This window comes from Acidovorax sp. GW835-FHT14G06, from assembly GCF_058793595.1.
Window position 1 is genome coordinate 63,087 of the sequence record NZ_JBXAGA010000016.1, and the last position, 13,225, is coordinate 76,311.

At 64.4% G+C, this 13,225-nt stretch carries 15 protein-coding genes and 1 riboswitch; of the genes, 6 read left to right on the plus strand and 9 right to left on the minus strand.

Annotation, left to right across the window (positions count from 1 at the left end; all coding sequences use genetic code 11):
- Positions 1–66: 66 nt before the first annotated feature.
- From AC1Q64_RS22500 to AC1Q64_RS22510, 3 genes are all read left to right on the plus strand, one after another.
- Complete coding sequence (locus AC1Q64_RS22500) at positions 67–1,041, plus strand: LysR family transcriptional regulator (RefSeq protein ID WP_492252895.1); 975 nt, start codon at positions 67–69, stop codon at positions 1,039–1,041.
- Between the two features lie 115 nt (positions 1,042–1,156).
- On the plus strand, positions 1,157–1,642 hold the full coding sequence (locus tag AC1Q64_RS22505) for a hypothetical protein (RefSeq protein WP_291439434.1): 486 nt from the start codon (positions 1,157–1,159) through the stop codon (positions 1,640–1,642).
- Positions 1,643–1,781: 139 nt separating this feature from the next.
- A riboswitch (FMN riboswitch) is annotated at positions 1,782–1,952 on the plus strand.
- Positions 1,953–2,269: 317 nt separating this feature from the next.
- On the plus strand, positions 2,270–2,818 hold the full coding sequence (locus AC1Q64_RS22510; RefSeq protein ID WP_492252896.1) for a 6,7-dimethyl-8-ribityllumazine synthase: 549 nt from the start codon (positions 2,270–2,272) through the stop codon (positions 2,816–2,818).
- 89 nt (positions 2,819–2,907) lie between these two features.
- Here the strand turns inward: AC1Q64_RS22510 and AC1Q64_RS22515 are convergent, their stop codons facing one another.
- The 3 genes from AC1Q64_RS22515 to AC1Q64_RS22525 form a co-directional block, all read right to left on the minus strand.
- Positions 2,908–4,509: a methyl-accepting chemotaxis protein gene (locus AC1Q64_RS22515; RefSeq protein ID WP_492252897.1), complete on the minus strand. Its 1,602-nt coding sequence runs from the start codon at positions 4,507–4,509 to the stop codon at positions 2,908–2,910.
- A gap of 389 nt (positions 4,510–4,898) precedes the next feature.
- The gene (locus tag AC1Q64_RS22520) at positions 4,899–6,173 is read right to left on the minus strand and encodes a CaiB/BaiF CoA transferase family protein (protein ID WP_492252898.1); all 1,275 of its coding nucleotides are present in this window, start codon (positions 6,171–6,173) and stop codon (positions 4,899–4,901) included.
- Positions 6,174–6,282: 109 nt separating this feature from the next.
- The gene (locus AC1Q64_RS22525; protein ID WP_291439885.1) at positions 6,283–7,479 is read right to left on the minus strand and encodes an acyl-CoA dehydrogenase; all 1,197 of its coding nucleotides are present in this window, start codon (positions 7,477–7,479) and stop codon (positions 6,283–6,285) included.
- 176 nt (positions 7,480–7,655) lie between these two features.
- Between AC1Q64_RS22525 and AC1Q64_RS22530 the strand changes: the two genes are divergently transcribed.
- From AC1Q64_RS22530 to AC1Q64_RS22540, 3 genes are all read left to right on the plus strand, one after another.
- Positions 7,656–8,600, plus strand: a complete 945-nt coding sequence (locus AC1Q64_RS22530; protein ID WP_492252899.1) for a LysR family transcriptional regulator — start codon at positions 7,656–7,658, stop codon at positions 8,598–8,600.
- 87 nt (positions 8,601–8,687) lie between these two features.
- A complete protein-coding gene (locus AC1Q64_RS22535) occupies positions 8,688–8,903 on the plus strand; it encodes a hypothetical protein (RefSeq protein WP_492252900.1) in 216 nt (71 codons plus the stop codon).
- A gap of 174 nt (positions 8,904–9,077) precedes the next feature.
- Positions 9,078–9,956 (plus strand): DUF6279 family lipoprotein, encoded by an 879-nt coding sequence (locus AC1Q64_RS22540; protein WP_492252901.1) that lies wholly within the window; start codon positions 9,078–9,080, stop codon positions 9,954–9,956.
- A 510-nt stretch (positions 9,957–10,466) separates the two neighbouring features.
- On the opposite strand, the gene AC1Q64_RS22545 is transcribed toward AC1Q64_RS22540, so the two are convergent.
- From AC1Q64_RS22545 to AC1Q64_RS22570, 6 genes are all read right to left on the minus strand, one after another.
- Positions 10,467–11,270: a hypothetical protein gene (locus AC1Q64_RS22545; protein ID WP_492252902.1), complete on the minus strand. Its 804-nt coding sequence runs from the start codon at positions 11,268–11,270 to the stop codon at positions 10,467–10,469.
- A gap of 70 nt (positions 11,271–11,340) precedes the next feature.
- A complete protein-coding gene (locus AC1Q64_RS22550) occupies positions 11,341–12,273 on the minus strand; it encodes an rRNA methyltransferase (RefSeq protein WP_492252903.1) in 933 nt (310 codons plus the stop codon).
- A gap of 32 nt (positions 12,274–12,305) precedes the next feature.
- The gene (locus AC1Q64_RS22555) at positions 12,306–12,443 is read right to left on the minus strand and encodes a hypothetical protein (protein ID WP_492252904.1); all 138 of its coding nucleotides are present in this window, start codon (positions 12,441–12,443) and stop codon (positions 12,306–12,308) included.
- Positions 12,440–12,628 carry a hypothetical protein gene (locus AC1Q64_RS22560; RefSeq protein WP_492252905.1) on the minus strand — a complete coding sequence of 63 codons (189 nt, stop codon included), beginning with the start codon at positions 12,626–12,628 and terminating at the stop codon, positions 12,440–12,442. The genes AC1Q64_RS22555 and AC1Q64_RS22560 overlap by 4 nt, the downstream gene beginning before the upstream one ends.
- A gap of 91 nt (positions 12,629–12,719) precedes the next feature.
- On the minus strand, positions 12,720–12,953 hold the full coding sequence (locus AC1Q64_RS22565; RefSeq protein WP_492252906.1) for a hypothetical protein: 234 nt from the start codon (positions 12,951–12,953) through the stop codon (positions 12,720–12,722).
- The coding region (locus tag AC1Q64_RS22570) for a hypothetical protein (RefSeq protein WP_492252907.1) at positions 12,950–13,225 on the minus strand (276 nt) is incomplete at its 5' end. The genes AC1Q64_RS22565 and AC1Q64_RS22570, both read right to left, overlap by 4 nt.

Consider the following 13,225-nt stretch of genomic DNA (forward strand, 5'->3'; position numbering starts at 1 on the left):
CGAAGGTTAGGTTTCGCGCTTCTGCGGGTCCACTGAATGTTTTGCGACAATCCATTCCAAACGCTTATGAGTCCAGACGAATTTCCGGGTAAACCCTTGTCTTTGGCGCAGGCCTGCGCGCGGCTGCGCTTTCGGCATTTGCAGTTTCTGGACATCCTGGGCCGCACGCGCAACCTCCGCCTGACGGCCGAACAGATGCACGTCACGCAGCCTGCGGCCACCAAGATCCTGATGGACATCGAGGAGATACTGGAGGCGCGTTTGTTCGATCGCCTCTCGCGTGGCATGCGGCCCAACGAGCTGGGGCTTTTCACGCTGCGCTACGCCAGCGCGGCGCTCGATGGGCAGCGCAAGTTTGTGGACGAGTTCAACGCCCTCAAGCAGGGCGGCCATGGCCATGTGACGGTGGGCGCCATCACCGGGTCGGCCGCGCATGTGCTGGTGGCCTCGGTGGTGGAGCTCCAGCGCCTGCGGCCCCTCTTGGTCATCAAGATCCTGGAGCAGAGCAGCGACCAGCTCATCGCCTGGCTGGCCGAGCGCAAGATCGATCTGATGATCGGCCGCTTCACCACCGAGGACCAGCGCAGCCAGTTCCACTACGAGCACCTGTCCGCCGAGCCGCTGCATGTGGTGGGTGGGCAGCACCACCCGCTGCGCGGCGCCACCGACCTGTCGCTCACCGAGCTGGCGCACTGGCCGTGGATTCTGTACCCCGCCTCCACGGCGGTGCGCAAGGTGTCGGACGACCTGTTTGGCGGCGCGGGCCTGGCGCTCACGGCGGGGGTGGTGGAGACGCCGTCCTTTTTGTTTGCGCTGGAGCTGATGAACACCACCCACATGATGTCGCTGCAGCCCGCTGCGCTGATCCAGAAATACGTGGACCGGGGGCTGCTTTCGCGTATCCCCGTCGAGCTGCCTGACCGCATGCCCAGCTATGGCCTCATCACCCGGCTGGGCGAGCCGCCCACCCCTCCGGCGCAGGCTTTCATCGACGTGCTGCGCGAGACGGCGGGCGTGGCGCCGGACCCTTCGGCAGAGTGACAAGGTCCGCGCTATGCACGGCCCTTTTCGATAACCAATGGTTATTGGAAATTGAGGCGGCCAAGCCCTGCCGTTATGCTCTGCGCCCTTTCCCGCAACCCAGGCCTTTTTCTCCATGACCGACGCACCCGACACGCCCGACACCATCCAGGAACCCCGCTGCTGGAGCGATGGGCGCTGGACGGCACAGGTCATCAAGAACGAGGATGACGACGGCTGGGCCGTGTCCATGACGCTGAAGGGTGAAGCCGAGCCCGCGCTGGTGGGCCCCTGGACCATGGGGCGTGACAAGAAGAACCCCAAACCGCTGGATGTGTCGGCCTTCCACACCCTGGTCAAGACCGCGAGCGAGGTGGTGCGCCGCCATGAGCAGCAACTGCACGCGCAGCTGAACAAGAGCGTGCACATCACTACCGCTGACGGGCAGCGTCTGCGCGTGGCGCTGGCCATCGTGCCGGACGAGGAAGGCGCCACGGCCACGCTGAGCGCGCAGGACGAGCTGGGTGAGGAGGTGGCGCGTGCGTCCGCGCCGCCCAGCTTCAAGCTCACGCCCGCCAGTGCTGCGGCCTGGGCCGAAGGCGGGTTTCAGCGCGTGCGTTGAGCAGACCGCGTCAAAAAACGGCCGTGTGCAGGTCGCACAAGCCGCCACTGCCAGTGCAGGCAATCGCGTTCGCGACGGCGTGCCGTGCGCCCGCCACCTAAAATCCCGGTCGTCGGCCCCGAATGACCTTCGGGGCCGACAGCGTTCTCAGGGCGGGGCGAAATTCCCCACCGGCGGTATCTGTGGCCTGAAAAGGCAGCAGGAGCCCGCGAGCGCCTGCGGTGCTGTTCTTAGGAACATGCCCTCAGGGTCAGCAGATCTGGTGTGAAACCAGGGCCGACGGTCATAGTCCGGATGAAAGAGATCGCGAAACCAGGGGTGTCCTGCATATCCCTCGCGAGTCCGTGGTAGTGCGGATCGGGATGGGCCGCAAGGCGACTTTTCTTGCTAATAGCGCGGCTATTGGCAAGAAAAGCAACGCAGCGGACCGCCCGAGACCGCGCTACCGCGAACCGCAGGGAGTTATGCAGGACATCCCTAGAGCACCCGCCATGGGTGGCTGGGCCATGGGCGTCTGCCTGCGTGCTTTTTAAGCCCGCTCGCAAGCGCTGGGAGGCCTTTGCCGCCCTGTGCAGGCGCAGTGTTCGCGCGCGCCCTGATTCTGGCCATACCTGTTTTGAGGAACCCATGAATCAGTCTTCTGCATCTTCCGTTTCCCCCCTGGCCCCCGTCGCCGCACACCGTGGCGCCCGCGTGGCCATCATCAGTGCCAGCTGGCACCAGGACATCGTGCGCCAGGCCCGCGACGCGGCCCTGGCCGAGTTCGACCGCCACGGCCTGCCGCCCGCGCAGGTGGCGCTGTTTGACGTGCCCGGCGCGTTCGAAATTCCGCTGCTGGCCCGCAAGCTGGCGCGCAGCGGGCGCTACGACGCCATCGTGGCCTGTGCGCTGGTGGTCAACGGCGGCATCTACCGCCACGAGTTTGTGACCACCGCCGTCATTGACGGCCTGATGCGCGTGCAGCTCGACACCGAGGTGCCGGTGATGTCGGCCGTGCTCACGCCGCGTGACTTCCACGACCACGAAGACCATGTGCGCTTCTTCCGCGAGCATTTCGTGAAGAAGGGCACCGAGGTGGCCCAGGCCTGCCTGCAGACCATGGCCTACCTGCGCAAGCTGGCCTCGCCCACGCTGGCCACCGTGCAGCAGGCAACCCCTGCGCTGGCTGAGGCCTGAGAAGGCGCCAGTTGCTACTATTTGTGTAGCTGTTGGCGCATGATCCACTAGCGCATCTGGCCGATTTGGCTTGAAACTGCTGCGCCGCTTCAGCCTGCGGCCAGCCGGGGCTGGCGGTGGCCCGGTGCGGGCATGCTGGCCTGCCTGGGGGTGTTGGCGTCGGTGTCTGCCAGCCGGAACACCGCCACCGCCTGCACCAGCTGCTGCGCCTGCACCTTGAGGCTGTCGGCGGCCGCGGCGCTTTGTTCAACCAGCGCTGCGTTTTGCTGCGTGGCCTGGTCCATTTCGGTGATGGCGTCCCCTACCTGGGCCACGCCTGCGCTTTGCTCGCTGCTCGCGGCGCTGATCTCGCCCACGATGTCGGTCACGCGGCGGATGGCGCTGACCACCTCGTTCATCGTTGCGCCCGCCTTGTCCACCAGCGTGGTGCCCAGTTCCACGCGCTCCACGCTGGCGTGGATCAGGGTCTTGATCTCCTTGGCAGCGTCCGCGCTGCGCTGGGCCAGGCTGCGCACCTCGCTGGCCACTACTGCAAAGCCCCGGCCCTGCTCGCCAGCGCGGGCAGCCTCCACGGCTGCGTTCAGCGCGAGGATGTTGGTCTGGAAGGCAATGCCGTCGATCACGCTGATGATGTCGGAAATCTTCTTGCTGCTGTCGTTGATGCCCTTCATGGTGGTCACCACCTCGGCCACCACATCGCCGCCCTGCACGGCCACGGTGCTGGCACTCACGGCCAGCTGGTTGGCGGTGCGCGCGTTTTCGGCATTGGCCTGCACGGTGGAGCTCAGCTCTTCCATCGATGCCGAGGTCTCTTCCAGCGCGCTGGCCTGCTGCTCGGTGCGGGCTGACAGGTCGTTGTTGCCCTGTGCGATTTCGGTACTGGCGGCGGCCACGCTGTCGGCGTTGTTGCGCACATTGCTTACTACCTGCGACAGGCTCAACTGCATGTCGTGCAGAGCGTTCAGCAGCAGAGCGATTTCGTCCTTGCCCTGCACCTGCCGCGCCACCGTGAGGTCGCCGCTGGCCACGGCCTGCGACACGCGCACCGCGTTGTCCAGCGGATTCACCACGGTGCGGCTGAAGGCAATGGCGCCTGCAATGCCCAGAGCGCACACCACCAGCATCACCACCAGGCTGATGGTGGTGGCGCGCTGCGCGGCACCTGCAGCGCGCTCTGCCACGGCGCTGCTGGCCTGGGCGATCAGGTCGCCTGCCTGGTCCAGCAGCTGCGAGGGCTCGCGGTCCATGCCTGCAACGGCCTTGTCGCCGGCCTGCGGGTCGTGGTCGGCCGCCTTGAAGGCCTCAAACCCTTTGCGGTAGGCGGCGCCCATGCGCTCGTGCGCTTGCGCAAACTGGCTCACGCGCTCTCGACCTTCGCCGGCGGGCAGGGCGGCGATGAGCTTTTGCGCCTCGTCCTTGATGGCCTTTTCCTGCTTTTCAAACGCGGCCCAGTAGCGCGTGAGCTGGGCCGGGTCCTTGCCGCGCAGCAGCACGTTCTTCCACTCCTGCACCTGCACCTTGAAGTTGTTGAGCATGCCCGCCGCCATGCGCTCGTGCTCGAAGCTCTGGGCCACGGTGGTCTGGTAGGTGTCGAGCGCCTGGTTCAGGCGGCTGATGCCAAACAGCGCCGCCGCAAACAGCAAAAGCAGCGACACGGTGAAGGCAAGGGGGAGCTTGAGGCTGAGCTTCATGGAGAACTCCTGTGGGGTCCACGATTCGCCGCTGGGGCGGTGCAAGGTGCATGCGGCCCAGCCTGACATCCTCCGTAGGTTGCGGCGGCTGTCCTACTGTGCCTTTCGTCTCGGTCAACCAGCGCGTGCTGTGCGCCGCGCCGGAGAGATTCCCGTTGCCATTATGGAGAGCTGTGTAATTTTTTGTATATGCCTTTTTTGCCGAGGGGTAAGCACTGGTGGGCGCCGCGAGCCTCTTGCGTTGTTCTCAAATTGATAGCTATTGGAGTTTGATGGATAAGCGCCAGAGCCTGATTGGATTCAGACAGCGAAAACAAAACGGCCTTGCCGGTCAGGGCAAGACCGTTCCATGGCGGGGCGTCGCGCAGGCCGATGCGGTGTGCGTCTGGCTACAAAACCCCGTTGGCCCGCAGCGCCGCAATGCGCGCTGGGTCCAGCCCCATCTCGCGCAGCACTTCGTCGGTGTGCTGGCCCAGTGCAGGCGGGGCGTTGCGCAGCACCGGTGGCGTGGCCGACAGGCGCAGCGGGCTGGCCACGCCGGTGATCTGCTGTACGTTGTCGGTGGCGGCCTCGCCGTCCTTCCAGCGCGACAGCGTCACGGCCAGGCCACGGGCCTGCACTTGCGCGTCGTCAAACGCCTGGGCGATGGTGTTGATGGGGCCGCAGGGCACGGCCTTGTCTTCCAGCAGCGTGATCCAGTCGGCCGTGGTGCGCGTGCGGGTCACGGCTTCCATGGCGGGGATCAGCGCGGTGCGGTTTTGCACGCGCAGCGTGTTGGTGGCAAAGCGCGGGTCGCTGGCCCACTGGGGCTGTTCGGCGGCGGCGCAAAAGCGCTGGAACTGCCCGTCGTTGCCGATGGCCAGCAGCATGTTGCCGTCCTGCGTGGGGAAGTCCTGGTACGGCGCCAGGCTGGGGTGGCTGTTGCCCATGCGGCCGGGCGCCTTGCCGGTGGCGAGGAACCCCGAGGCCTGGTTGGCCAGCACGGCCATGCCCACGTCCAGCAGCGCCATGTCGATGTGCTGGCCCTGGCCGGTGCCATGGGTGGCGTTGTCGCGCACATGCAGTGCGGCCAGGATGGCGTTGCTGGCGTACAGGCCGGTGAACAGGTCGATCACGGCCACGCCCACGCGCATCGGGCCGCCGCCGGGCTGGCTGTCGGCCTGGCCGGTGATGCTCATCAGGCCCGTCATGGCCTGCACCATCAGGTCGTAGCCCGCGCGCTCGGCATACGGGCCGTCTTGGCCGAAGCCGGTGACGGAGCAGTAGATGAGGCGCGGGTTGAGTGCGCGCAGGCTCTCGTGGTCCAGGCCGTATTGCTTCAGGCCGCCGACCTTGAAGTTCTCTACGACGATGTCGGCCTCTTGCGCCATCTGCCGGATGAGCGCCTGCCCGTCGGGCGAGGCCATGTCGATGGTGACGGAACGCTTGTTGCGGTTGCAGGCGGTGTAGTAGCTGGCCTGGTGGGTGTCGTTGCCCTCGGCGTCCTTCAGGAAGGGCGGGCCCCACTGGCGCGTGTCGTCGCCCACGCCGGGGCGCTCCACCTTGACCACGTCCGCGCCCAGGTCGGCCAGGATCTGCGTGCACCACGGCCCGGCCAGCACGCGGGAGAGGTCGAGCACCTTGATGCCTGCGAGGGCGCCGGGAGAGGTAGAGGGGGTGGTCATGGTGTGGTGTACTATGAAATTGATAGCTGTCAGCGCATGATTGACTAGCGCTACAAGGCAAAAACACCGCAAAGGCGGTGTTTTTGCCGGATGTGGGCGCGCAGCCCGCTCAGTTGGCGAATGCGGCGATGCCTGTCTGGGCGCGGCCCAGGATCAGCGCATGCACATCGTGTGTGCCTTCATACGTGTTCACCACTTCCAGGTTCACCAGGTGGCGGGCCACACCGAACTCGTCGCTGATGCCGTTGCCGCCCATCATGTCGCGCGCCAGGCGGGCAATGTCCAGCGCCTTGCCGCAGCTGTTGCGCTTGATGATGGAGGTGCCTTCCAGGCTGGCAGTGCCCGCGTCCTTCATGCGGCCAAACTGCATGCAGGCCTGCAGGCCGATGGCGATCTCGGTCTGCATGTCGGCCAGCTTCTTCTGGATCAGCTGGTTGGCAGCCAGGGGGCGGCCAAACTGCTTGCGGTCCAGCGTGTACTGGCGGGCGGTGTGCCAGCAGAACTCGGCCGCACCCAGCGCGCCCCAGGCAATGCCGTAGCGCGCGCTGTTCAGGCAGGTGAAGGGGCCCTTCAGGCCCTGCACTTCAGGAAACGCGTTTTCTTCGGGCACGAACACGTCGTCCATCACGATCTCGCCAGTGATGGAGGCGCGCAGCCCCACCTTGCCGTGGATGGCGGGGGCTGTCAGGCCCTTCATGCCCTTTTCCAGCACAAAGCCGCGAATCGGGCCCACGGCGCCGCCTTCGGAGACTTCCTTGGCCCAGACCACGAACACGTCAGCCACCGGGCTGTTGGTGATCCACATCTTGCTGCCCTTGAGCTTGTAGCCGCCATCGACCTTGTAGGCGCGCGTGGCCATGCTACCGGGGTCGGAGCCGTGGTCGGGCTCGGTCAGGCCAAAGCAGCCGATCCACTCGCCGCTGGCGAGCTTGGGCAGGTACTTCTGGCGCTGGGCTTCGCTGCCAAATTCATAAATCGGCACCATCACCAGCGACGACTGCACGCTGGCCATCGATCGGTAACCCGAGTCCACACGCTCCACCTCGCGGGCGATCAGGCCGTAGGCAACGTAGCTCAGGCCAGGGCCGCCGTATTGCTCAGGGATGGTGGGGCCCAGCAGGCCCACTTCGCCCATCTCGCGGAAGATGCTCACGTCCATCTTTTCGTGGCGGAAGGCGTCCAGCACGCGGGGTGCCAGCTTGTCCTGGCAATACGCAGCGGCGGCATCGCGGATGGCGCGCTCGTCGTCGGTCAGTTGCTGGCTCAGGAGGAAGGGGTCATCCCATTGAAAAGCGGCGTGGGCCATGTGTGTCTCCGGTCGAAAAGAAAAGGAAAGAAAAGGGTCTGGTGCACATCGTAGGTCTTGGGGTGACAGCCCGCAAGCGAGTTCTTTTCATCCAGACATGCGTTTATGGAATGTATGAAATACTGGCGACAAGCTACGCCAGGGCGTGGCTAACCACTTAAAAATTCCTCTTCATCATGCGCCGCAACATTCCATCGACCCAGGCCCTGGCCTGTTTTGAAGTGGCCGCCCGCCACGAGAGCTACACCCGCGCCGCGCAGGAGTTGTCGCTCACCCAAAGCGCCGTCTCGCGCCAGATCCAGGCGCTGGAAGAGTTTTTGGGCGTGGCACTGTTTCGCCGCACGCGCCACGGCGTGGTGCTGACGCCTGCGGGCGCGCACTATGGCCGCCAGGTGGCGCGCTGGCTGCAAGGGCTGGAGCGGGACACGCTGGATGTGATGGCGCACCAGGGCGAGGGCGGCACCCTCACGCTGGCGGCAGTGCCCACCTTTGCCACTCGCTGGCTCATCCCGCGCCTGCCGCAACTGGCGCAGGAGCATCCGGACATCGTGGTGCACATCGACACGCAGACACGCCCCTTTTTGTTTGCCGACACCACCTTCGATGCCGCCTTGTATGCCGGCACGCCCGAGCAGGTGGCCAACTGGCCCGGCGTGCAGGCGCAACTGCTGATGCACGAAGACGTGGTGCCCGTGTGCAGCCCGCGCCTGCTCGAATCCGCAGCGCCCCGGGGCCGGGGCCGCGCGCACCAGCCTGTGGCCGCTGAAGCGCTGGCCGAGCTGCCGCTGCTGCAGCAAAGCACGCGCCCCTACGGCTGGCGCCAGTGGTTCGATGCCATGGGGGTGGAGGCACCGCACGCGCTGGATGGCCCGCGCTACGAGCTGTTCTCCATGCTGGCCGTGGCCGCCACGCATGGCATGGGCGTGGCGCTGATCCCGCCGCTGCTGATCGAGGCCGAACTTGCCAGCGGCGAGCTGGTGGTGGCCTGCAACCGCCCGCTGCGCGGCGAGCGGGCGTACTACCTCATCAGCCCCGCACAAGCCCAGCCCCCGGTGCTGGCCACGTTCGCGCGCTGGCTGCAGCACATGGCCGAGGTGGGTAGCCCGCCGGTAGCGGGATGACGCGCTTGCGCCCACGGAGGCTGTGAACTAATCTGACCGCGCGGAAGTCTGTCTTTCACTCAGCAACCTTGTTGGAGAGCGATCACCATGACCACCTACCACGCTCCGCATTTCGACCCCACCGTGGACGAGATCGAGACCCTCAAGCAACTGGAGATGGGCGAAGTCATCACGCTGCCCCACGCGCTCAAGGACCATGTCTCCGGGCGCCTGCTGGAGTGGGGTTTCATCACCAAGGGGTCGGGTGGCGAGCTGGCCATCACCGCCAGTGGCCGTCAGTTGATCCGGCGACAGGACAACTGAGCCCGCGCGCTGGCCCAGCCTATTCTGAGCAACCCTTGCTGGGCAGGGCGCTGGGTTCGTGCGGTTGCGCCGCCTCAGCTAAATCCTGGTGTGCGGGCCGGGGTATCTGCGCTCCGTGGTCTGCGTGCACAGCGTTGGGCCTATCCTGCGCAATCCTTGTTGCCTGGAGCCGCCGTGCCCGTTTTGTCCCGCCTGCGCACAACACTGTGCATCGCCGCCCTGGCTGCGGCCGGTGTGCTGTTGGTGGGCTGCAGCACCGTGCGGCTGGCGTACAACCAGGTGCCCCACCTCGCCTACTGGCAGCTGAACCGCTACCTCGACCTGTCGGACGCACAGACCGAGCGCGTACGCGGCGACCTGGGTGACCTGCACCGCTGGCACCGGGACACCATGTTGCCCCAGCATGCCGAGCTGCTGCAAAGGGTGCAGCAGCAGTTGCCTGCCGCCATCACCTCCGAGCAGGCCTGCCGCATCTATGACGAGGCACGTACACAGCTTGACAAGGTGCTGGCCCAGGCCGAGCCCAAGGTGGTGTGGCTGGCCTCACAGCTGTCCGAGGCGCAGATCCGCAATCTGGAGCGCAAGCAGGCCGACAGCAACGCTGACTGGAAATCCGAATGGCTGGACCCGTCGCCCGGCAAGATGCGCGAGCGCCGCTTCAAGGACCTGTCCTCGCGGCTCGAAACCTTTTATGGCCCGCTGGACGAGCCGCAAAAGGCTGTGCTGCGCGCCTTCATCGCCCAGTCCGCCTTCGACCCGCTGCGCACCTACGTCGAGCGGGTGCGCAGGCAAAAGGACCTGGTGCAGGTGCTGCGCAGCGTCCAGGCCGACCGTGGCAACACCGCCCAGGCCCGTGTGCTGATGCTGGGTTTTCTGGACCGCGTGGTGACGTCCCCTGACACTGCCTACCAGCGCTACGCACAAGCCCTGGTGGTCGAAGGCTGCGAAGGGTTTTCGCGCCTGCACAACGCCATGACTCCCGCGCACCGGCTGCGCGCTGCGCAATCGCTCAAGGGCTATGAGCAGGATTTTTTATTGCTGGCCGCGCGCTGATGCTCAGCGCAACGTGTGGGGGCTGCGGACGCGGCGGTCAGCAGAACATCATCGCCAGCAGGGCTGCGTCCTCGGCCATGTTCTGCAAGGCATAGCCTGCAAGCCGGTAGGCAAGCACCGTGGCGTGTGCGATCAGGTCTTGGGCGGTCATGGGGAGGGTACGGTATGGCGCGTGCAGGTGTCACATGGTCCTGCCCAGCAAAAAGGCCGATAGCTTGTGGAAGCTACCGGCCTTGTTGACTGTGGTGCCCGGGGCCGGAATCGCATTTCTAGGTTTCATGCGCCTTGCGTGCGTGTGTGCGTAAATTTGTGCGTACTCAGCGGGCCTGTTTCTTCGCATGCTTCCCCAACCATGTGTTGAAGTCACCGCGATCCCAGCGCCTGCATTTCTGCGACAAAGATACCACGGGCCTGGGGAAGTCTGGACGCTTCACAAGTCGGTCCCTGGTGTACGCGTACTTCAAGTTCATTGCCTCGCTGATGTCAGCCAGTGTCATCAAGTCGTTCATCTCATTCCCCATTCATCCATTCAGATTCCTTGGCGCTAAGCCTGCGCCCCGTGTCCTCCCAGCCGATCAGATCGCCCAGGAACTCGTAACTCACCACCGGCTCACCAATGGAGCCCGGTGTCCGCGCAATCGCCGCCCGTAGCTGCTGGGTTGCGTCCGGGAAGTGGCTGGCCTTGTCAAACGTCACCATCCCCTCCTGAACCTGCACAGCCTCTGTCTCCGTGGCCTCGTACAGCTTGGCCCTGAGCATCATTCGCCCGGGCGAGACTTCCTGCAAGTACATGGTCAGGATGTAGGGCGCGCCCTTCTTAAGCTGAAAGCCCGGGGCGGCGGTGAGGTAGCCCGATGGATTGGGGAACACGTCCAGGCACTTCGATGCGCCGGTTTCCTTGCCGTCCGTGGTGAACACGCACCGGCCGTACTCCTGCGTCCAGAAAGTCCCGACTGTCACACCGTCCACGCGGTTCCACAGCTCCAAAGCAAGACCATTGGCACCGACAAACGCCCCAGCCCCATGGGTCCAGATGGGCTGACCATCCGAGTTCTTCACCGTGTTCTTGTCGGTGATCTGCACAAACCCCAAGGGGACATGCTGGGTTGTGGTGATTGGTTGCCCCTTCTCGCCTGCCCACACAATGCGGGCCTGCAGAGTGAGAACCGCCCCACCAGCAAGAGCTTCATAGGGCTCGTCAAGGGTGGTGGTGTAGTCAAAGTCGTAGTAGTTCGACTGACCGTCAGAGTAGAGGGAGCCGCCACCACCGCAGGCAGTAAGCAGCGCAAGCAAAAGCAGTTTGATGATTCGCATGGTGTAGGGGCGTAAAAAAGCCCCGACTTGCGGGGCTGTTGATGGGGTGGGGGTGCCTGTCAGGCAGTGCTCATTCCATGCAGCGCGGAGCGTGCACGATGGGGATGCTCCGGCCAATGCTGGGCCGTGCCAACTCGGGGTTGTTGCGCATCCACTCCTGAACGAACCACAGTTGCCCGCAGCCGCCGCCAATGTCGTCCTGTCCCGCAGGGTCAAAACAGCGTGTGGGGTAGCCGTATGCGTTCAGCTTCTCCATGAAGTCCGTAGCCAACTGGCGTTGCCTGATGTTAGCGGCCGCCACTGACTCGTCGCGCTCACACACCACGCTGATGGTGGCCTGCCAGAACATCGGATTGAAAATCTGATAGATGCGCTCGGCATCTTCATGGGATGTATTGCGGTCGTGAGCGCAGTAGTTGAAAAATGGCTCTCTTCCTGTGGCTCGAAACCAGAGTTCGCCCTCTTTCGCAATTTGCGCGAGAGTCAACTTTGCCTTGAACGGGATCAGTGCATTGCGTGCCTCGTCAGTGCTCTCATGCACACTGAACTGCAGGCCCACCGTTGGCACTTCGACAGACAGGTCGCGCACCCGCTCGTAGTCCACATCTGGCGCAGAGGTGCTAATGAGCAACGCGAAGCGCGGGTAGAGCGCATGCAGCTTACGGATTGCGTCCGACAGGCCGCCGAAGTTCAGCAGCGGTTCCCCCATGCTCATGAACATGATCTGGCAGCGCTGCACAGCCTCGGGGTCAATGCCGCGATCTGCAAACAGGTGCTGGACCTGAGCCACGATCTCGTCGCCGGTCAGGCTGCGCACGAACGCATCACCCGCGCCGCAGAACCGGCAGCCCACCGGGCACCCGCTCTGTGTGCTGCAGCAGATCACCGTGCGCTCTTCATAGGTCGGGTATTTGTACAACACCGCCTCTGCCACCGCGTTGCCGAAGTCGAAAACGTACTTGCTGACGTTCTCGTCGCTTGAATCAATTCGCTTTACTTGCATATCGTTCTCCCAATAAAAAAGAGCCCGAAGGCTCAATGTGTCGTGTGAATCGGCTCCGGCTCTTCCCGCTCCGGTAGCTCTTCTTCGTCTTCGTCGCGCTCGTCCTGCCAGCGCTCGGGGTAGTGCTTGGCGTTGTAGACGTCCTCGCGCTCTCGGAGTCTGCGGCTCATGGCTCCACCTCATTAATAGTTCGCAATCCTTCGCGGATCAACTCGGCAGACGTACGAGCGCGAGCAAGCTCAGCTTGCAGCCCCTCAATCTCTCGCGCCTGGGCTTCTAGGGCGTCGGCTGCTAGATCGCATCTGTGGTCTTCAAGGCTGCGCAGGTGTGCAACCAGGGGTTCATGTTTGCTCATGGGTATCTCCTAGCGCACCACAGGATGTGATCCTCTCGGCATTCGTACTGGCTGAATATGTGGCCGCACAGTGTGCAATACGGCTTGAGGCTCATTGGATATCCTCCTTGAGTTTGCGGATGACGGCAGCGCATTCGATGCCGTACAGCTTCTCCGCAACGTTCGACCACTGGGACTCGCACACCTTCGCCGCTTCTTCCAGCGCATCCCGCCGTGCTTCGGCCTCGATGGCGCGGGCGAAGTCATGATTGAAGCGACTGCCGTTCTCTGCCCAGTAACTGTTGGAACACTTCAGCGCTACTGCGTCGATCTGTTCAGGTGTCATGGTGCTTTCTCCAGGCGGGCGCGGGCAGCGGTTACAGCGTCTCCGCATTCCTGCATGTCCTTGATGGTCATGTTCAGCGAGTCGAAGCGGCACCGCTCCAGCGCCGCCAGCATCTGCCGGATCAGCGCCTCGTCATTCTTGCGGAGTGAGACCTCCGCCTCAATGCGGGCAGCTTGCCAGTCGAAATTCCAACCAACGTTATCCATGCTGGCCTCCTTTGATGCCGTGGATGGCGACATAGGTGACGATCTTGTGCCCCTGCCCTGGAAGGC

Bases quoted from the DNA above. Each gene is read 5' to 3' on its own strand.
- AC1Q64_RS22515 (WP_492252897.1), bottom strand. From the start codon at position 4,509: ATGAAGCTCAGCCTCAAGCTCCCCCTTGCCTTCACCGTGTCGCTGCTT.
- AC1Q64_RS22520 (WP_492252898.1), bottom strand. From the start codon at position 6,173: ATGACCACCCCCTCTACCTCTCCCGGCGCCCTCGCAGGCATCAAGGTG.
- AC1Q64_RS22555 (WP_492252904.1), bottom strand. From the start codon at position 12,443: ATGAGCCGCAGACTCCGAGAGCGCGAGGACGTCTACAACGCCAAGCAC.
- AC1Q64_RS22550 (WP_492252903.1), bottom strand. From the start codon at position 12,273: ATGCAAGTAAAGCGAATTGATTCAAGCGACGAGAACGTCAGCAAGTAC.
- AC1Q64_RS22510 (WP_492252896.1), top strand. From the start codon at position 2,270: ATGAATCAGTCTTCTGCATCTTCCGTTTCCCCCCTGGCCCCCGTCGCC.
- AC1Q64_RS22535 (WP_492252900.1), top strand. From the start codon at position 8,688: ATGACCACCTACCACGCTCCGCATTTCGACCCCACCGTGGACGAGATC.
- AC1Q64_RS22505 (WP_291439434.1), top strand. From the start codon at position 1,157: ATGACCGACGCACCCGACACGCCCGACACCATCCAGGAACCCCGCTGC.
- AC1Q64_RS22530 (WP_492252899.1), top strand. From the start codon at position 7,656: ATGCGCCGCAACATTCCATCGACCCAGGCCCTGGCCTGTTTTGAAGTG.
- AC1Q64_RS22565 (WP_492252906.1), bottom strand. From the start codon at position 12,953: ATGACACCTGAACAGATCGACGCAGTAGCGCTGAAGTGTTCCAACAGT.
- AC1Q64_RS22545 (WP_492252902.1), bottom strand. From the start codon at position 11,270: ATGCGAATCATCAAACTGCTTTTGCTTGCGCTGCTTACTGCCTGCGGT.
- AC1Q64_RS22500 (WP_492252895.1), top strand. From the start codon at position 67: ATGAGTCCAGACGAATTTCCGGGTAAACCCTTGTCTTTGGCGCAGGCC.
- AC1Q64_RS22525 (WP_291439885.1), bottom strand. From the start codon at position 7,479: ATGGCCCACGCCGCTTTTCAATGGGATGACCCCTTCCTCCTGAGCCAG.
- AC1Q64_RS22560 (WP_492252905.1), bottom strand. From the start codon at position 12,628: ATGAGCAAACATGAACCCCTGGTTGCACACCTGCGCAGCCTTGAAGAC.